We start from the raw sequence: 16,318 nt of genomic DNA, 5'->3' as shown, positions 1-16,318 counted from the left end.
AGATCTCAGGAGACATTCCCATGTCCACCGTAGCCGTCACCGACGAAACATTTGACGCCGAAGTCAAGAATTCCGCAGTCCCCGTTGTGGTGGACTTCTGGGCCGAATGGTGTGGTCCTTGCAAACAGATCGGCCCCGCTCTGGAAGAGCTGGCGGCAGAGTATGGCGACAAGGTAAAAGTCGTCAAAGTGGATGTGGACAGCAACCCGAACTCCGCAGCTGCCATGGGCGTGCGCGGCATTCCGGCGCTGTTTATCTTTAAGGATGGCCAGGTTGTATCGAACCGTGCCGGCGCCGCCCCCAAGGCCGCGCTGCAGAGCTGGATCAACGAGTCCATCTGATCCGATCCGCACAGAATTTTCGAAAGACGTCCCCGGGTGGGGGCGTCTTTTTCATTTCAAGGACAGTTTTATGACACCGGAATTTCGCCAAAAGGCCATTACCACCTGCAGCGACAAAATCGCCAAGAAAGGGGAGGGCGTTGGTCTGTCCTTTTACGCCTTTTTCAAGAACAAAAACGATGACCCTGAGCTGTTGATGCAGGTGGCAACCTGGTGGATTCGGGACCATCAGCTGGACCATTTTGAAAAGGCGGCAAAAATTCGCGATATGATGCGGGCCATATGATGCGGGCCGTTGCCTGAGCTCGCTGATCTGGCCAGATCGTTGTGCGCATTCGTCAGGCAGGGGGGCTTGCCCCCGTCGCCGCAGGTGGCTCCCCAGGGATATTTTTGGCCAAATGAAGATATGGGGTTTTCTTTTGGGCCGTGGCGCGGAGAGTGGCGGAAGAAAACGACTGGGAGACAGCCATGGCCAAGACAAGAGTATTGGTGGAATTCGGAATGGGCAGCTCGCTCAGACGGCAGGATTACACCGAGGCAGCAAAGCGCGCGATCAAGGATGCGCTGTGGCATAATTCGGTAAGCATCGCAGAGCTGTTTGATTTCCCCAAAGAAGCCATGATCATTGATGCGGAAATTGGTCTGGCAAAACCGGAACTGGTGGATGTGGCGGCGTTGAAAGCAATCTTTCCCTATGGCCAACCCAATATCACGGTGACAAAGGGCGGATTGGACGTGGCAAAACCTGATGGCGCGGGCGTGACCATCATTGCCAATGCTGCAGTCATTGTTTCCTTTGATATGGAGCGCCAGTCATGAGCGAAAAACGTATCATTTTAGAAATGGGCACCGGCAACGATCTATATGGTCAGGACTACACCAAGGCAGCGCGCCGTGCGGTGCAGGATGCCTTGCACCATTCCTCGATCACGCTGTTTTCCAAGCTGGGCATTGATCATGGCGAGATGCGGGTTGATGTCACCATTGCGGTGCAGGAGCCGGCGCAGGTGGATTGTGATCTTGTGGCACAGGATCTGCCACGCGGACGCGCCACAGTGCGGGCTGTCAAAGGCGGCTTGAATGTCACTGACCCCGCGTCCGATGGGGTGCATGTGGTGGCCACGGCCGCGATTGAGGCCTGGTTGCCGGATCAGTCTGCCAGCTACAAGCTCAGCTCCTGAAAAAGACAAAGCCGCCCCAAACTGGAGCGGCTTATCGCGTCTGGTGCTTCTGCACCCGGTCTGTCGGTCTCACAGTTTGTCGATATCCGCGCGGGTCACGCCGATGTCTTCCAGCTGTGCCGGAGAGAGCTGCGACAGCGCTTTGCGGGTCTGCCGGGATTCATTCCACTCAACCAGGTTGGTTTTGAAATTCATGATTCCGTCAACCAAACGAAGAACGGAGACTGCGCCCAGCGGCGCATGGAGGTTTGCGGTCGTCATTGCACTAGTCCTTTAAATTCGTGTGTGTTCGTGTTGTCTGTTTCTACGCCCCATGTAGGAGGGCTTACTGAGTCCTACAATTGCCCATTAAACAGCCCTGATTTGCGTTCTGTGCATAGCAAGTAAGCAATTTATTAACGCCCTCTTTAGGCGTCATGCTGAAAGCCGGAAAAACAGGCCGCCCCGACCGAGCCTTGTACCGGATCGGAGATGGATCCATATAGAAGGCAACAAAACTGGAGGCATAAATGGCAGATGATCAATTTCCCGGCTGGCACGGAACCACCATTATTGGTGTCAAAAAGGGTGATGAAGTGGTTGTTGCCGGCGATGGCCAGGTCTCGCTGGGGCAGACCGTGATCAAAGGCACCGCCCGCAAGGTGCGTCGTCTGTCCCCAGGAGGATTTGACGTTGTCGTTGGCTTTGCCGGATCCACCGCAGATGCCTTTACCCTGCTGGAACGGCTGGAAGCCAAGTTGGAAGCCTCGCCGGGTCAGCTGGCGCGGGCCAGTGTTGAACTGGCCAAGGACTGGCGCACCGATAAATACCTGCAAAAACTCGAAGCCATGCTGATTGTCACCGACGGAACCGAGCTTTTGGTGATCACCGGGGCAGGGGATGTGCTAGAGCCAGAGAATAATGTGGCCGCTATTGGCTCGGGCGGGAATTTTGCCCTCGCTGCTGCGCGTGGTATGATGGACAGTGACCGCAACGCCGAAGCCATTGCCCGCGACGCCATGGCGATTGCCGCTGATATCTGCGTCTATACAAATGGGCAACTGACCGTCGAAAGCATCGCTGCCGAAACTGGCACAGATAAAACCACCTCGGAGAGTTGATGTGAGCCAGATCGACCAGAACGACATTCGCGCCGCCGTTGGATCTGGCCTGATCAGCGAGGCCCAGGCGGCCTCATTGCTGGCGATGTCCCATAGCCGGCGTGGTGCGCGCGAAAACCTGGCACCGGGTGATGAACCCTTTGAGCTGTTCAAAGGGTTCAACGAGATATTCATCGTCATCGGTATGCTCATTCTGGCTTCGGGCTGGGCAGCGGTCACCGCTGCCTATATCGCTGGCTCTTTGGGGGGGTATGTCGAGAAAACCATCTCCTCTGCGGCGCTGGGGGCCGTGGTGCTGTGGGTCTTTGCCGAGTATTTTATCCGCCGTCGCCGCATGATCGCCCCGGCCATTGCCCTGTCTCTTTTATGGGCTGCAAATGCCGGGACCGGAATCACCGCCTTCTTTTCCGAGCCCTTTATGGTGGCGCAGAACGATCTTTCCAGCCTGCCGCTGCCAATGGCGCTGACCACTGCTGCGGTGGCGCTGTTCTGGCTGCGTTTCCGCGTGCCCTTTGCCATGGCGCTGATTGCCCTTGGCGTCTTTGCGCTGACCCTGTTGGTGGCAGCAGAACAAGCGGGCCGCCCAGAGGGGATCAGCGACTTCTTCCTGTTTTCCGCCTCTGGTCCCTTTGCCTGGGTGACACTGGCCGTTGGGATTGCCGTCTTTGCGGTGGCGATGCTGTTTGACCTCAGCGATCCTCATCGTGTCACCCGCCGCGCGGCACAGGGGTTCTGGCTGCATGTTGTTGCCGCCCCCGCACTGGTCAATACTATCGCGCTCAGCCTGCTGGAAAGCGGCACCTCCAGCGCCCAGATGACACTTGTTGCGGTGCTGCTGGGTTTTGCCCTGGTGGCCATTGTGATCGACCGCCGGTCTTTCCTCATCGCCGCGATCGGCTACAGCGTGACCCTGGCCGGCACCGTTTTTGACGGCGAAGGCGCCGCTATGACCGTCCTTCTGCTTGGCTTCTTCCTGGTGATCCTTGGTGCCTTCTGGGCCCGGATCCGGGCGGCCTTGCTCTCTCCTTTGGCTGGAGTGTTGCCGCTGCACCGCCTGCCTCCCTCTCACTAAACGGGACATCCCATGACAGACCTGACCCCCCGCGAAATCGTTTCTGAACTTGACCGCTTTATTATTGGCCAAGCCGATGCAAAACGCGCCGTGGCTGTAGCCATGCGCAACCGCTGGCGCCGTAAGCAGCTGTCGGATGATCTGCGCGACGAGGTATACCCCAAGAACATCCTGATGATCGGACCCACCGGTGTCGGTAAAACCGAAATCTCGCGTCGGCTGGCAAAGCTGGCCCGGGCGCCATTCATCAAGGTGGAGGCAACCAAATTCACCGAAGTCGGCTATGTGGGCCGCGACGTGGAACAGATCATTCGCGATCTGGTGGACAGCGCCATCGTTCAGACCCGTGCCTTCATGCGCGAAGACGTCACGGCCAAGGCTCAGAAAGCCGCTGAAGAGCGGGTCATCAGCGCCCTGGCCGGCGAGGATGCCCGCGAAATCACCCGCGAAGTATTCCGTAAAAAACTACGTGCAGGGCAGCTTGACGATGCGCTGATCGAACTGGATGTCGCTGACAGCTCCAACCCGATGGGCAATATGTTTGATGTCCCCGGCCAGCCTGGCGGCGGCAATATGGGGGTGCTCAACATCGGCGATCTGCTGGGCAAGGCAATGGGCGGGCGTACGGTGCGCAAAAAGATGACCGTTGCCGAAAGCTATGATGTGCTGATCGGCGACGAGGCTGACAAATTGCTGGATGATGAGGTCGTTAACCGCGCCGCCATTGAATCCGTAGAGCAAAGCGGCATCGTCTTTCTGGATGAGATCGACAAGGTCTGCGCCCGATCTGATGCCCGCGGCGGCGATGTCAGCCGTGAAGGCGTGCAGCGGGATCTGTTGCCGCTGATCGAGGGCACCACTGTCAGCACCAAACATGGTCCCATCAAAACCGACCATATCCTGTTCATTGCCTCCGGTGCCTTTCATGTCGCCAAACCCTCTGATCTGTTGCCAGAATTGCAGGGGCGTCTGCCGATCCGGGTCAATTTGCGCAGCCTGAGCGAAGCCGATTTTGTCCGCATCCTGACCGAAACCGACAATGCGCTCACCCTGCAATATACTGCGCTGATGAAAACCGAAGATGTCGAGGTAACCTTTACCGAAGATGGCATTTCTGCGCTGGCCAAGATCGCAGCCGAGGTAAACCATTCTGTGGAAAACATCGGCGCGCGTCGTCTGTATACGGTGATTGAACGGGTGTTTGAGGATCTGTCTTTTAATGCCCCGGAGCAGGGCGGCGAAAAGATCATCGTCAATGCCAGCTTTGTCAGCAAACACCTGGGCGAGCTGGCCAGCAAAAGCGACCTCAGTCGCTACGTGCTGTAGCACAGGGTGTAGCGCCGGGACTGTCCCCCAACAGAGATGTATTTTCATCTGGCTGTAGGCTTGCTAGCCTATGGCCAGTTTATCCGGCATGTTTCACCAAAGGTTATTTATGATTTTCCTCCGTTTGGCTGCTGGTCTCAGCCTTTGTCTGACCCTGGGCTGCACCGATCGCAGCCTGTCTCCGGTCACCCCCGAGGCATTGGAGCTTGGCACCCCCAAAACCATATTTGTCGCCACAAACCGGGTTGAACTGCCAGATGGATCCTTTGGCCCGGAACGAAGCGAAGACAACAGCCTGCTGGAGCTGACAGTCTCCATTCCGCCAAATCACACGCTGGGAAAACTGGAGTTCGGATATGCCGACCCAGACCCAGAAACCCAATTCACCCTGGCCGCGCGTCACCGGTTTCAAAACCCTGGTGATTTTGACCGCCGCCTGAATGCTGTGCTGCGTCAGTCCCCTGCCAACAGCCGAGACGTGGTTGTCTTTGTGCATGGCTACAACAGCACCCAGGCCGAGACCGCTTTTCGTGCGGCCCAGCTTACCCATGATCTGAATACGCCGGGCGCAACGGTGGTGTATTCCTGGCCAAGCCTGGGCAGTCCTTTGGGCTATGCCTATGACGGCGATAGCGTGATGTTTGCCCGCGATGGGTTGGAGCAGCTTTTGCGTCGCCTGAAAAACTCAGAGGCGCGGCGGATCATCCTGGTGGCCCATTCCATGGGCTCTGTCCTGACAATGGAAGCCCTGCGGCAGATCGAAATCAGATCCCCAAATTGGGCAGAGCAGAACCTAGCCGGGGTCATCCTGATCTCGCCGGACCTGGATCTGGATGTGTTTCGTAGCCAGATACGGCAGTTCAACAAGGTGCCTGAACCCTTTGTCGTCTTTGTGTCGAGCAAAGATACCATTCTCAACATCTCAAGACGTATTCGCGGAACCTATAGCCGCGAGCGCCTCGGTAGTCTCAGCTCCATCGAGGCGGTGTCAGACCTGCCCATAGATATTATCGACACAACTGCCTTTTCTGAAAATGCGGAATCTGGTCATTTTGTTGCGGCCACATCGCCCACGCTTTTGACCTTGTTGGTTGAGGCACAGGTCACCGAAAAAGCCTTTGATGCCAGACCCCATGATGTAGCGGAGTTCACAAAAGTTGTGCCAAGCGCTGGTCTAGGTAAAACAAATGTGGGCGAGGCCGTGTTGTTCACCCTCACCGGCGGCGAGCGCTGAACTGGTTAAGATCCTGACCCTGGCCTAACGGGTGCGACGGAGGTAGACATAATACGCGCCTTCGCCCCCATGGGTGACATGGGACTGGCTCACTTGCAAAACGGCCTGCGCCAGTGGCGGCAGCGCAAGCCATTGCGGCACGTGATGGCGCAACACACCACGCGGTACCGGGATAGGGCCGGGCTCATCGCGATCTTTACCCTTGCCCGTGACCACCAGAACCAGACGTTTGCCCGAGGCCTGTGCAGACAGGATAAACCGGGTCAGCGCCGGATGGGCGCTATCCACCCGCATCCCGTGCAGATCCAGTTTCCCTTCGGGTTTCAATTTGCCACGCTTCATCCGGCGAAAGGCTTTTTCGTCCATCTGCAAGGGGCTTGCAGCCAGCGCCTTGGCTGGCGTTGGTTTCAGACTATGCCGTTGCGGTTTTGGCTTTGCCTTACTTCCCAGCTCAAAAGCCTCCAAGAAGCTTTCAGGGCGCACCTGAGGCGCCTTTGCTGGTTTTGGCTTGGGCAAGGGCAGGCTGGGCGGCGAGGAATGGCTGCCCGGATGCAGGCGCTCGGTGTGCTCTACCACCTGATGCCAGAGTTCAACCTCTTCGGAAGTCAGCTTGCGCCTGCTCATTAGTATTCATCCGGTACCAGCGCAAAGGCGCGTTGAATTGGCAACAGAACCACCATCCGGCCCGGATCGCGCAGCCGACCTGCCGCTTGGCCTGCACTGTCGCCGGTGCCGTAGAAAACATCGGCGCGTTGCGCGCCTTTAATAGCGGATCCCGTATCCTGCGCAATCATCAAGCGGTGCATTTTTGTCTCACCGCCCTTTTCCATCCAGACCGGCGCACCAAGCGGCGTGTATTTGGGATCAACAGCCAGCGTGCGCAGCGTCGTCACCGACCTGTTCATGGCACCAACCGGACCTTTGGAGGGACGGATTTTGCGGATTTCCCGGAAGAAGACATAAGAGGGGTTATGCAACAACAACTCGCGGCCAGCAGCCGGATTGCGCCGTACCCAGGCCTTGATCACCTGAGCACTGACCTGATGGGCCTTGTAGATCCCACGCCGGACCATTTCGGTGCCAATTGACCGATAGGGGTGCCCATTGGCACCACCATAACCGATCCTGATTGTACCGCCGTCACTCAGTCGGATACGGCCGGAGCCTTGAATTTGCAGAAAGAACAGCTCAACCGGGTCATCCACCCAGGCGATTTCCAATCCCCGCCCCTGCATCACCGGCCCGGTGAGGATATCGCGACGCGGCAGCCAGGGGTTACTGTGCTTTGCTTCGGGAGGCATGCGGTAGACCGGGTAGCGAAACCGCGACGTGCGATACCGCGAGCCCTCCAGCTCGGGTTCGAAATAGCCGGTGAACAGACCCGGCGTTCCATCCTCGATCAACACGGGTCGAAAGAACAACTCAAAGAAACTACGCGCCCCGGCTTTGCCCTGTTCCTGCGCCAAGGTCTGCGCCTGAGCCTGCGCCAAGGCACACAGGTTTTGCCAGTCCTGATCCTTGAGATCGGGACAGGTCTCCAGAAATACCTTCAGAGCCGCTGCGTGGTTGTCTTCCTCCCAGCCATCCAGCTGAGAGAAATCCAACATTTTGTAAGTGGTTTCGGCATCTGCGCCGCTGGCCGTCATCGCAGCCCCCGCAAGAGCCGCTGCCCGGAAAAAATCCCGGAGCACTGCACTCATCCGTCCGTGGCCACCAACTGCCAGTTCGGATCATCACCGCCCATGCTGCGCGCAAAGACCCAGGTATCTTTCTGGCGTTTGATCGCTTTGGCATCGCCTTCGACGATTTCGCCTTCACGATTGCGCACAACCGAGGTCAGCTCGCCGACAAACCGCATGGTCAGTTCTGCCACGCCGCTTGCCTCATCAAAGATCGCATCAACCACGGCGGTTTCCCGCACGCCAATGAACTCAGCCTCAATGGTCAGGCCCTGATCTTCGCGCTGCGCAACGGCTTCGACAAAGCTGTCGAACACATCTTCGGCCAGAAAGCCCTGAAGATCGTTCAGCTCACCGTGTTCAAATCCCATCAGGATCATCTCATAGGCGCTGCGGGCGCCCTGGACAAATTCGCCCACCTGAAACGAAGGTTCCACCCGCTTCATTGCCGCCAAAGCCTTTGCCGGCTGCGATCCTTCTTCGACATAGTCTGTAATGTCGCGGTCTGGTCCGCCCTCGATCACCTCGAGATCAGGTCCGCTGCTGCGCTTTTGCGAGGGGGCAACGGCTGGTTTTTCAAAACCCTCGCGAGTGCCCAGAACGCTTCTGAGACGCAGGATCAAAAACACCGCAATACCGGCCAAAACCAAAAGACTAATCAAAGGCGACTCCATAAGAACCTCTCGCTGGATATTCCAAGCCCGGTTTGAAACCTGGGCGATCTCTCCTTATGTAGGGTGTCGGGGGTGGCAAGTCTACCGTCCAGCGTCTGTTCAGAGGAAACCGCTATATGTATATTTTTCTCGCCTTTCTGATGGTGCCACTTATTGAAATTGGCCTGTTCATACAGGTGGGCGGCGCCATTGGCCTATGGCCGACATTGGCCATTGTGGTGCTGACTGCAGTGCTGGGAACTGCCCTCGTGCGGTCGCAGGGGCGGCTGGCGCTGGGACAGATGCGTAACTCCTTTCAAAACCTGTCGGATCCGGCTGAACCTCTGGCCCATGGCGCGATGATCCTGTTTGCTGGTGCGCTGCTGCTCACGCCCGGTTTTTTCACTGATGCCATTGGCTTTGCCCTGTTGATGCCCCCGGTGCGGATTGCGGTGTATCACTATATCAGCAAGCGGGTCACAGTGGCGCAGTTCCAGATGGGATCCGGCGCCATGCATGGGCAGCGGCCAGGACAGGAGCGCGGACATCCCCACAGGGACCACCCCGCTGGAAGCGGCGACATCATTGATGGCGATTTTGAAGACGTAACGCCAAGCCGTCCCGGAAAAAAACCTTCGGGCTGGGTTGAAGGCCCAAAATAGACCCTGCCGTCTTTGCAGATCTTCCTAGCCGTTGAGATACCGGAACCAAGCTGTTAAGCACGGACCAAACAAAATTTTAGGAGTTTCTCAATGGCCGAAAATGGCACAAACGGGGCCACACAACAGCCCCAGGTTCAGATGAATATTCTGGGCCAATATATCCGTGATATGTCATTTGAAAACGTCATGGCCCAAAAAGGGGCCGGTGGCGAAGTTCAGCCCGACGTCAGCGTTGCGGTCAATCTGGATGCCAAGAAACGCTCGGTCGAGAACCAGTATGAGGTCATGACCAAGCTGAATATCGAATCCAAAAACAAAGAGGACGGCGACGTTCTGTTTGTGTTGGAACTGGAATATGTCGGCGTTTTCAACATTGAAGGCGTTCCAGAAGACCAGCTGCACCCCTTTTTGCTGATCGAATGCCCGCGCATGACCTTCCCCTTCCTGCGGCGCATCGTGTCGGATGTCACCCGTGACGGCGGTTTCCCACCGCTGAACCTGGACAATATCGATTTTGTTGCGATCTACCGCAACGAACTGGCGCGCCGTCAGGCCGACGCCGCTCCACAGCAGTAATCTGCACTGACACCAAAACAAAAACGCCGCTGACTTTGGTCAGCGGCGTTTTTTGTAGCTCTGAGGTATATTAGACCTAGGCCGGCTTTTGGTTCCAAAGGGCATCTTCACCCATCTTGGCAACAAAGGCCTCATGGGCCTCTGCCTCTTGCGCTGTCAGGCGCGATGGAAGCGGGGTAGGGCGCGGGGCAGGGCGCCAATCTTCGGCCATCTGCCCACCAGAGGAGGCATTGGTCGACAGGCCAAAGTCCGGCTGACGGCCCCCGATGAGCTCCAGATAGACCTCTGCCAAAATTTCGGAATCGAGCAGCGCGCCGTGTAGGGTCCGGTTGCTGTTGTCAATCTGGAACCGTCGGCACAGGGCATCCAGCGTCGCCGGCGAACCGGGAAAGCGTTTGCGGGCAATGGCCAATGTATCCAGCGCCTGCTCCATCGGCAGCTTGGGCAGGCCCATCCAGTCCAGCTCGGCATTGAGGAATTTCATGTCAAAGCTGGCGTTGTGGATCACCATCCGGGAATCACGCACAAAATCCAAGAAAGCCTGACCAAACTTGGCAAAAACAGGCTTATCCCGCAGGGTGACCTGGCCTTTTTCAGGTTTTTGCGGCGGCTCCAACAGGTCGGGACCAATGCCATGCACGCCAAAGGCTTCCTGCGGCATACTGCGTTCGGGATTGATATAGACGTGAAAGGTCTCGCCGGTTGGCATGTGGTTCAACAACTCAACCGCGCCGATTTCGACGATGCGATCGCCGGAAAACGGGTCAAAGCCGGTGGTCTCGGTATCGAGAACAATTTCACGCATCTGCTGATGTCTTTCCGCCCAAAGCCGGTTTCGCCTGGGTCTGTCTGATCTGGTCCAATATCGCGCTTACCTGCGTCTTTGCATGGTCCAGTGTGTCCGTTTCAATGACATAATCCGCGCGGGCAGATTTTTCATCAATGGGCATCTGTTTTGCCAGGATCTGTTCAAACTGGGCCTCCGTCATGGTGCCCCGCTCCAACACCCGGGCGCGCTGCGTAGCGGCGTCGACCCGAACACAAGCCACCGCATCCATCGCGGAGTCACCACCGGTTTCAAACAGCAGTGGAATATCAAAAACCAGTATATCGCTGGTGGCGGTGTCTTTGAACATCTGACGGTCCGCTGCCAGCAGCGGGTGCACTATTGCCTCCAGCTGCGCAAAAGCTGCGGGATCAGCGGCTAGAATCTGTTTCAAGGCCTCCCGGCTGACCGCGCCATCAAAAATCGCCGATGGAAAAGCCTGCTGCAGGGGCACAACAGCCGCGCCACCCGCTGCATACAGCCGATGCACCGCAGCATCAGCATCCCAGACGGCGCAACCCGCCTGCGCAAAGATCGCTGCGGTGGTGCTTTTGCCCATGCCAATGGAGCCCGTCAGCCCAAGATAAAATGTCATCGCAAAGCCGCCGCCCTGGTCGCGTCATCCACATCCGGGCGCTGGCCAAACCAACGTTCAAATCCCGGCACCGCCTGATGCAGCAACATGCCCAAACCATCAACCACAGTGCAGCCGACATCTTCGGCGGCCTGCAACAGGTCGGTTTTGAGTGGGGAATAGATCAGATCAGTCACCACCATATGCGGCTTTAACCCATCCAATGGCACCCGCAGGCGCGGTTTTCCCACCATACCCAGCGAGGTGGTGTTTACCACCAAAGCTGCCTCTTCGATAATGTTGCCGGCCAGAACCCAGTCAACAACCTGAATACGCTTGCCAAATTCCTTTTGGAGCTGCTCAGCACGGTCGCGGGTGCGATTGGAGAGCAGGATTTCCGGCACTCCGGCCTCAATCAGCGATGCCACCACCGCGCGGCAGGCCCCACCAGCCCCAAGAACCACTGCAGGGCCACTGCCCGGAACCCAATCCGGCGCGCCCTGATGCAGGTTGGTGATAAAGCCATAGCCATCGGTGTTATCGGCCAGGATACTGCCATCACTGCGAAAGATCACGGTATTGGCCGCACCCATCAATTTGGCCCGGTCGGTGACTTTATCCGCAATCTTCATCACCGCTTCTTTGTGCGGGATGGTGACGTTGACGCCAACAAACCCCGCCTTTGGCAGGGAGCGGATCACAGTCTCTAGGTCTTCCGGCTCCACATGCATCGGGATATAATGTCCAGCGATGCCATGCGTCTCGAGCCAATGCCTCTGTAACTGTGGCGATTTAGAATGCGCTACCGGACAGCCAATCACACCGGCCAGAGGGATTTTTTTATCACTCATTGTTCAATGACACCCTGTAGTCCCAAGTAGTTGAGAAGTTCTACCAGAGGTAGACCCAAAACATTAAAGTAACTCCCTTCAATGTTAGAAAACAAGCGTACGCCTTCTTCTTCCAACTTATAAGCGCCCACCGCGTGCTGGATGCTCTGCCAGTTGCGCGCCACATAAGAGGAGAGATAGCTGTCCGAACAGTTGTGCATTCGCAGCCGCACCTGACCAACATGACGCCAGATCGGTTCCCCATCCCGGTAGATCACCGCAGCCGACAGTAGCATGTGACGTTTGCCGCGCATGGCGCTAAGCTGGGCCAGCGCCTCTTCTTCGCTTTTGGGCTTTGACAGTAACCTGCCTTCAAAATCCAGCACCTGATCACACCCCAGGACCAGCGGGCCGGGGGTTTTCATGCTCACCTTGCGTGCTTTTGCCTCGGCCAGGGCATCGGCAATATCGCGCGGATCAGCGGCTTCGGCCAAAAGCGCCGCTTTGATCGAGTCTTCATCAACGCGGGCAACCTGGACCTCAAAGGGCACACCAGCCTGACGCAGAAGCTGCGCTCGGATCTCGGAACCAGAAGCCAGCAGGATGTGGGCAGACATGTGGAAAACCCCATGGAAAAGATGCGAAAGTTTATAGGATGGTTTGTATGGTTTTCCCAGATTTTGGCAAGTGCACAGGGAAAAGGGAAATTCCACCAAACTGCGCGCTGATTCCTCCGCCGGGGATTGGGATAACTTCTGAAGTCGGGATATCTTGTTCGTCCCCGATTCCTCCAAAGGTTATCCCCATAGTAATCTAGGTTAACAAATCGTTAATTATCCTTATTCATAAGGGTGTTAACCAAAGTGTCACCAATGTGGCAGCAATGAGGCCGCCTAGTTTTCCCCACTGGGGATAAGCGGGTGAAAAACTGAATAATCCACTGAAATCCTTGTCCCTACAAAAACATCATCCTTTAAATCTTTCTTTATTATTATAAGGGTGGACCATCTAAGCGTGAGAGAGAGACCGATGGACCTGACAGACTGGATGTTCACCCTCTACCCATATGCCAAATCGCTGCACATCATGGCGGTGCTCAGCTGGATGGCGGGTTTGTTCTATCTCCCACGGCTGTTTGTGTATCACGTGGAGCAGGCTGAGAAGGTTCCTGAAAGCCTGTCGATCTTTGTAACCATGGAACATAAATTGCACCGTTTCATCATGCGCCCAGCGATGATGGCGACATGGGGGGCAGGGCTGTTCATGGCGGCGACGCCTGGATTGGTCGATTGGGGCTCTGTGTGGCCCTGGAGCAAGGCTCTGGCAGTGATTGGTATGACCTGGTTCCACTATTGGCTTTTGATGCGTCAGCGGGACTTTGCTGCAGGGAAAAACAGGTTCACTGGGCGACGCTACCGCCTGATGAACGAAGTCCCGACGCTTTTGATGGTGGTGATTGTCATCTCGGTGATCTTCAAGTTCTGACACAACCGCCCCATAGCCGCTCTGGACGGGGCTCTGAGCGACTTTAAGCCTCTGTGAGAGGGTTTGACTTACGAGGTCTCACCCCCTATGTATGGCGTCCAACAGGCCCGTCCGGGCCCTCGTGTTCTCCGAACTTGATAATAATCGCTCACCCCAAATAGCCGGGGCAAAAAGGCCATATGTTAATGACCGTCGAATCCCTCAATCTTTCTGATCTCAAGGCGCAAAGCCCAAAAAACCTTCTGTCTATGGCGGAGGAGCTAGAGATCGAAAACGCCTCGACCATGCGCAAGGGCGAGATGATGTTCCAAATTCTGCGTGAACGCGCAGATGAAGGCTGGGAAATTGGCGGTGATGGCGTTCTGGAAGTGCTGCAGGATGGATTCGGTTTCCTGCGCTCGCCCGAGGCCAACTATTTGCCGGGTCCGGATGATATTTATGTTTCGCCGGAAATGATCCGCAAACATTCGCTACGCACTGGCGATACCATCGAAGGCCAGATCAAGGCCCCGCTGGAGGCAGAACGCTATTTTGCCATGACCAGCGTCACCAAGATCAACTTTGAAGATCCTGAAAAAGCGCGTCACAAGATCGCCTTTGACAACCTGACGCCGCTGTACCCGGATGAGCGTCTGAAGATGGAAATCGAAGATCCAACGCTCAAGGATCGCTCAGCCCGGGTGATCGACCTGGTTGCGCCTATCGGTAAAGGCCAGCGTTCGTTGATTGTGGCGCCGCCACGCACCGGTAAGACGATGATTTTGCAGAACATCGCAAACTCGATCGAACAGAACCACCCAGAGTGTTATTTGATCGTTCTGCTAATCGACGAACGCCCTGAAGAAGTCACCGATATGCAGCGGTCGGTCAAAGGCGAGGTTGTCTCCTCTACCTTTGATGAACCCGCAACACGCCACGTTGCGGTGTCGGAAATGGTGATCGAAAAGGCCAAGCGATTGGTCGAACATAAGCGAGATGTAGTTATCTTGCTTGATTCGATCACAAGACTTGGTAGGGCCTTCAACACCGTTGTGCCTTCCTCTGGCAAGGTTCTGACAGGTGGTGTGGATGCAAATGCTCTGCAACGCCCCAAGCGATTCTTTGGTGCAGCCCGGAATATCGAAGAGGGTGGTTCGCTCACCATCATCGCGACCGCACTGATCGACACCGGCAGCCGTATGGATGAGGTGATCTTTGAAGAATTCAAAGGGACCGGTAACTCTGAACTGGTTCTGGATCGCAAAATTGCCGATAAACGGGTCTATCCTGCCATCGATATTCTCAAATCCGGTACCCGGAAAGAAGAGCTTTTGGTGGACAAGGCCGATCTGGCCAAGACCTTTGTATTGCGGCGGATCCTCAACCCGATGGGCACCACCGACGCTGTGGAGTTCCTCCTGGGCAAGTTGAAGCAAACCAAATCCAACGCGGATTTCTTTGATTCGATGAACACCTAAAGCGCGAAGGCCAGTTAAAGAGGAAGGCCAAGATGGATACGATCTTTGCACTGGCCTCCGCACAGGGGAAGGCTGGAGTTTCAGTCATTCGCATTTCTGGCCCTCTGGCACTGACCGCAGCCAATCAGATTTGTGACCATCCTCTGCCTGCAAAAGGGCGGGGGCTGCGCTGCCTTCTGGATTTGGACGGCAGTCAGCTGGACGAAGCTCTGGTTCTTAGCTTTGCGGCGCCGGCCAGCTTTACGGGCGAAAACATTGTCGAATTTCAAGTCCACGGCAGTACAGCCGTGGTTTCGGCAGTTCTGGACCGTTTGACCAAAACCCCTGATCTTCGTCTGGCAGAGCCTGGTGAATTCACCCGGCGGGCGTTGGAAAATGGCAAATTGGACTTGGCACAGGTCGAAGCCCTGGCAGATCTGATTGACGCGGAAACCGAAGCCCAGCGTAAGCAGGCTCAGGTGGTTCTGTCTGGTGGTCTGGGACAGTTGGCCGAAAGATGGCGGGTGGATCTCATCCGGGCAGCATCGCTGATTGAGGTGACCATAGATTTTGCCGATGAAGATGTCCCTGTGGATGTCACTCCTGAGGTGACAGCCCTGCTGAGGGCAGTCGCCCAGGACCTGCAGGCAGAGACCGAAGGCGTCAAAATTGCAGAGCGCATTCGAGACGGTTTTGAGGTTGCAATCATCGGTGCGCCAAACGTCGGAAAATCTACGCTTCTCAATATGTTAGCAGGTCGTGAGGCGGCTATCACTTCAGAATATGCCGGCACGACGCGGGATGTGATTGAAGTCCGAATGGATCTTGGCGGGTTACCGGTGACACTTCTGGATACTGCCGGCCTCAGAGATACTGACGATCACGTTGAAGGCATCGGAATTGAGCTTGCCCGCAAACGCGCTGAACAGGCAGATCTTCGTGTTTTTCTGGTAGAACCGGATGAAGCGATTGATTTGAAAATGAAGCCTGGGGATATCCGTCTTCAGCCCAAGGCTGATATGCGGCAGGACTCGGATAGCGCCATTTCCGGGAAGACAGGGCAGGGCGTAGATCGCCTGGTTTCCCATATCTCTGATACATTGAAAGATCGCTCCACTCAGGTTGGCGTTGCCACCCGGACTCGTCACCGTGAGATGATGCTTGCCGCAATGCACAGCTTGACCGAAGCTCAACTTGTTTTGCAACGGGGATCGGAGTTCTATGAAATTGCCGCTGAAGATATACGGTCTGCCGTTCGATCCCTTGAAATGCTTGTGGGTCGTGTTGGCGTCGAGAATCTCCTTGATGAGATTTTCTCAAGTTTCTGTCTTGGAAAATAGGGA

21 protein-coding genes are annotated in these 16,318 nt (G+C 56.3%); 13 read left to right on the top strand and 8 right to left on the bottom strand.

Annotated elements, in window-relative coordinates; genetic code table 11:
• Positions 1-20: 20 nt before the first annotated feature.
• The 4 genes from trxA to N1037_00945 all read left to right on the top strand — a co-directional run bounded on the left by trxA (position 21) and on the right by N1037_00945 (position 1,522).
• Entirely contained in the window at positions 21-341 is a 321-nt protein-coding gene (gene trxA / locus N1037_00960; protein UWS79618.1) for a thioredoxin, read from the top strand.
• Between the two features lie 70 nt (positions 342-411).
• Positions 412-627, top strand: a complete 216-nt coding sequence (locus N1037_00955) for a DUF6500 family protein (GenBank protein UWS79617.1) — start codon at positions 412-414, stop codon at positions 625-627.
• 182 nt (positions 628-809) lie between these two features.
• On the top strand, positions 810-1,160 hold the full coding sequence (locus N1037_00950; GenBank protein UWS79616.1) for a Lin0512 family protein: 351 nt from the start codon (positions 810-812) through the stop codon (positions 1,158-1,160).
• Positions 1,157-1,522 (top strand): Lin0512 family protein, encoded by a 366-nt coding sequence (locus N1037_00945; GenBank protein ID UWS79615.1) that lies wholly within the window; start codon positions 1,157-1,159, stop codon positions 1,520-1,522. The genes N1037_00950 and N1037_00945 overlap by 4 nt, the downstream gene beginning before the upstream one ends.
• 69 nt (positions 1,523-1,591) lie before the next feature.
• Here the strand turns inward: N1037_00945 and N1037_00940 are convergent, their stop codons facing one another.
• Positions 1,592-1,783, bottom strand: coding sequence for a DUF1127 domain-containing protein (locus N1037_00940; protein ID UWS79614.1), 192 nt, complete (start codon positions 1,781-1,783; stop codon positions 1,592-1,594).
• A gap of 248 nt (positions 1,784-2,031) precedes the next feature.
• Here N1037_00940 and hslV point away from each other — a divergent pair, with 248 nt between their 5' ends.
• The 4 genes from hslV (at position 2,032) to N1037_00920 (ending at position 6,254) form a co-directional block, all read left to right on the top strand.
• Positions 2,032-2,622: an ATP-dependent protease subunit HslV gene (gene hslV / locus N1037_00935; protein ID UWS79613.1), complete on the top strand. Its 591-nt coding sequence runs from the start codon at positions 2,032-2,034 to the stop codon at positions 2,620-2,622.
• A gap of 1 nt (position 2,623) precedes the next feature.
• Complete coding sequence (locus N1037_00930) at positions 2,624-3,694, top strand: hypothetical protein (GenBank protein UWS79612.1); 1,071 nt, start codon at positions 2,624-2,626, stop codon at positions 3,692-3,694.
• A 12-nt stretch (positions 3,695-3,706) separates the two neighbouring features.
• Entirely contained in the window at positions 3,707-5,020 is a 1,314-nt protein-coding gene (gene hslU / locus N1037_00925) for an ATP-dependent protease ATPase subunit HslU (GenBank protein ID UWS79611.1), read from the top strand.
• 109 nt (positions 5,021-5,129) lie between these two features.
• Positions 5,130-6,254 (top strand): alpha/beta fold hydrolase, encoded by a 1,125-nt coding sequence (locus N1037_00920; protein ID UWS79610.1) that lies wholly within the window; start codon positions 5,130-5,132, stop codon positions 6,252-6,254.
• Positions 6,255-6,278: 24 nt separating this feature from the next.
• On the opposite strand, the gene N1037_00915 is transcribed toward N1037_00920, so the two are convergent.
• The 3 genes from N1037_00915 to N1037_00905 are packed head-to-tail and all read right to left on the bottom strand — an operon-like array spanning position 6,279 to position 8,607.
• Positions 6,279-6,878, bottom strand: coding sequence for a Smr/MutS family protein (locus N1037_00915; GenBank protein ID UWS79609.1), 600 nt, complete (start codon positions 6,876-6,878; stop codon positions 6,279-6,281).
• Positions 6,878-7,954: a murein transglycosylase A gene (locus N1037_00910; protein UWS79608.1), complete on the bottom strand. Its 1,077-nt coding sequence runs from the start codon at positions 7,952-7,954 to the stop codon at positions 6,878-6,880. Before N1037_00910 ends, N1037_00915 begins: the two co-directional genes overlap by 1 nt.
• Positions 7,951-8,607 (bottom strand): Tim44/TimA family putative adaptor protein, encoded by a 657-nt coding sequence (locus N1037_00905; protein UWS79607.1) that lies wholly within the window; start codon positions 8,605-8,607, stop codon positions 7,951-7,953. Before N1037_00905 ends, N1037_00910 begins: the two co-directional genes overlap by 4 nt.
• A 116-nt stretch (positions 8,608-8,723) precedes the next feature.
• Between N1037_00905 and N1037_00900 the strand changes: the two genes are divergently transcribed.
• Together N1037_00900 and secB are read left to right on the top strand one after the other, a co-directional pair.
• Positions 8,724-9,248: an FxsA family protein gene (locus N1037_00900; protein ID UWS79606.1), complete on the top strand. Its 525-nt coding sequence runs from the start codon at positions 8,724-8,726 to the stop codon at positions 9,246-9,248.
• Between the two features lie 90 nt (positions 9,249-9,338).
• Positions 9,339-9,824: a protein-export chaperone SecB gene (secB, locus tag N1037_00895; protein ID UWS79605.1), complete on the top strand. Its 486-nt coding sequence runs from the start codon at positions 9,339-9,341 to the stop codon at positions 9,822-9,824.
• 76 nt (positions 9,825-9,900) lie between these two features.
• Here the strand turns inward: secB and dnaQ are convergent, their stop codons facing one another.
• The 4 genes from dnaQ to N1037_00875 are packed head-to-tail and all read right to left on the bottom strand — an operon-like array spanning position 9,901 to position 12,671.
• Complete coding sequence (gene dnaQ, locus N1037_00890; protein UWS79604.1) at positions 9,901-10,629, bottom strand: DNA polymerase III subunit epsilon; 729 nt, start codon at positions 10,627-10,629, stop codon at positions 9,901-9,903.
• The gene (gene coaE / locus N1037_00885) at positions 10,622-11,245 is read right to left on the bottom strand and encodes a dephospho-CoA kinase (GenBank protein UWS79603.1); all 624 of its coding nucleotides are present in this window, start codon (positions 11,243-11,245) and stop codon (positions 10,622-10,624) included. Before coaE ends, dnaQ begins: the two co-directional genes overlap by 8 nt.
• Positions 11,242-12,075 carry a shikimate dehydrogenase gene (locus N1037_00880; GenBank protein UWS79602.1) on the bottom strand — a complete coding sequence of 278 codons (834 nt, stop codon included), beginning with the start codon at positions 12,073-12,075 and terminating at the stop codon, positions 11,242-11,244. Before N1037_00880 ends, coaE begins: the two co-directional genes overlap by 4 nt.
• Complete coding sequence (locus tag N1037_00875) at positions 12,072-12,671, bottom strand: Maf family protein (GenBank protein ID UWS79601.1); 600 nt, start codon at positions 12,669-12,671, stop codon at positions 12,072-12,074. The genes N1037_00880 and N1037_00875 overlap by 4 nt, the downstream gene beginning before the upstream one ends.
• 412 nt (positions 12,672-13,083) lie before the next feature.
• Between N1037_00875 and N1037_00870 the strand changes: the two genes are divergently transcribed.
• The 3 genes from N1037_00870 to mnmE all read left to right on the top strand — a co-directional run bounded on the left by N1037_00870 (position 13,084) and on the right by mnmE (position 16,315).
• Positions 13,084-13,539, top strand: a complete 456-nt coding sequence (locus tag N1037_00870) for a CopD family protein (protein UWS79600.1) — start codon at positions 13,084-13,086, stop codon at positions 13,537-13,539.
• A gap of 185 nt (positions 13,540-13,724) precedes the next feature.
• Positions 13,725-14,996: a transcription termination factor Rho gene (gene rho, locus N1037_00865; GenBank protein ID UWS79599.1), complete on the top strand. Its 1,272-nt coding sequence runs from the start codon at positions 13,725-13,727 to the stop codon at positions 14,994-14,996.
• A gap of 32 nt (positions 14,997-15,028) precedes the next feature.
• Positions 15,029-16,315 carry a tRNA uridine-5-carboxymethylaminomethyl(34) synthesis GTPase MnmE gene (mnmE, locus tag N1037_00860; GenBank protein ID UWS79598.1) on the top strand — a complete coding sequence of 429 codons (1,287 nt, stop codon included), beginning with the start codon at positions 15,029-15,031 and terminating at the stop codon, positions 16,313-16,315.
• Positions 16,316-16,318 lie beyond the last annotated feature (3 nt).

Origin of the sequence: Phaeobacter sp. G2, from assembly GCA_025163595.1 — a bacterium.
GTDB lineage: Bacteria > Pseudomonadota > Alphaproteobacteria > Rhodobacterales > Rhodobacteraceae > Pseudophaeobacter.
The sequence above is the reverse complement of the archived record's forward strand: the minus strand, read 5'-3'. Positions and strand labels throughout refer to the sequence as shown.

Excerpts from the sequence above, each read along its gene's own strand:
- trxA (UWS79618.1), top strand. The coding sequence starts at position 21 with ATGTCCACCGTAGCCGTCACCGACGAAACATTTGACGCCGAAGTCAAG.
- N1037_00955 (UWS79617.1), top strand. The coding sequence starts at position 412 with ATGACACCGGAATTTCGCCAAAAGGCCATTACCACCTGCAGCGACAAA.
- N1037_00950 (UWS79616.1), top strand. The coding sequence starts at position 810 with ATGGCCAAGACAAGAGTATTGGTGGAATTCGGAATGGGCAGCTCGCTC.
- N1037_00945 (UWS79615.1), top strand. The coding sequence starts at position 1,157 with ATGAGCGAAAAACGTATCATTTTAGAAATGGGCACCGGCAACGATCTA.
- N1037_00940 (UWS79614.1), bottom strand. The coding sequence starts at position 1,783 with ATGACGACCGCAAACCTCCATGCGCCGCTGGGCGCAGTCTCCGTTCTT.
- hslV (UWS79613.1), top strand. The coding sequence starts at position 2,032 with ATGGCAGATGATCAATTTCCCGGCTGGCACGGAACCACCATTATTGGT.
- hslU (UWS79611.1), top strand. The coding sequence starts at position 3,707 with ATGACAGACCTGACCCCCCGCGAAATCGTTTCTGAACTTGACCGCTTT.
- N1037_00920 (UWS79610.1), top strand. The coding sequence starts at position 5,130 with ATGATTTTCCTCCGTTTGGCTGCTGGTCTCAGCCTTTGTCTGACCCTG.
- N1037_00915 (UWS79609.1), bottom strand. The coding sequence starts at position 6,878 with ATGAGCAGGCGCAAGCTGACTTCCGAAGAGGTTGAACTCTGGCATCAG.
- N1037_00910 (UWS79608.1), bottom strand. The coding sequence starts at position 7,954 with ATGAGTGCAGTGCTCCGGGATTTTTTCCGGGCAGCGGCTCTTGCGGGG.
- N1037_00905 (UWS79607.1), bottom strand. The coding sequence starts at position 8,607 with ATGGAGTCGCCTTTGATTAGTCTTTTGGTTTTGGCCGGTATTGCGGTG.
- N1037_00900 (UWS79606.1), top strand. The coding sequence starts at position 8,724 with ATGTATATTTTTCTCGCCTTTCTGATGGTGCCACTTATTGAAATTGGC.
- secB (UWS79605.1), top strand. The coding sequence starts at position 9,339 with ATGGCCGAAAATGGCACAAACGGGGCCACACAACAGCCCCAGGTTCAG.
- dnaQ (UWS79604.1), bottom strand. The coding sequence starts at position 10,629 with ATGCGTGAAATTGTTCTCGATACCGAGACCACCGGCTTTGACCCGTTT.
- coaE (UWS79603.1), bottom strand. The coding sequence starts at position 11,245 with ATGACATTTTATCTTGGGCTGACGGGCTCCATTGGCATGGGCAAAAGC.
- N1037_00880 (UWS79602.1), bottom strand. The coding sequence starts at position 12,075 with ATGAGTGATAAAAAAATCCCTCTGGCCGGTGTGATTGGCTGTCCGGTA.
- N1037_00875 (UWS79601.1), bottom strand. The coding sequence starts at position 12,671 with ATGTCTGCCCACATCCTGCTGGCTTCTGGTTCCGAGATCCGAGCGCAG.
- N1037_00870 (UWS79600.1), top strand. The coding sequence starts at position 13,084 with ATGGACCTGACAGACTGGATGTTCACCCTCTACCCATATGCCAAATCG.
- rho (UWS79599.1), top strand. The coding sequence starts at position 13,725 with ATGACCGTCGAATCCCTCAATCTTTCTGATCTCAAGGCGCAAAGCCCA.
- mnmE (UWS79598.1), top strand. The coding sequence starts at position 15,029 with ATGGATACGATCTTTGCACTGGCCTCCGCACAGGGGAAGGCTGGAGTT.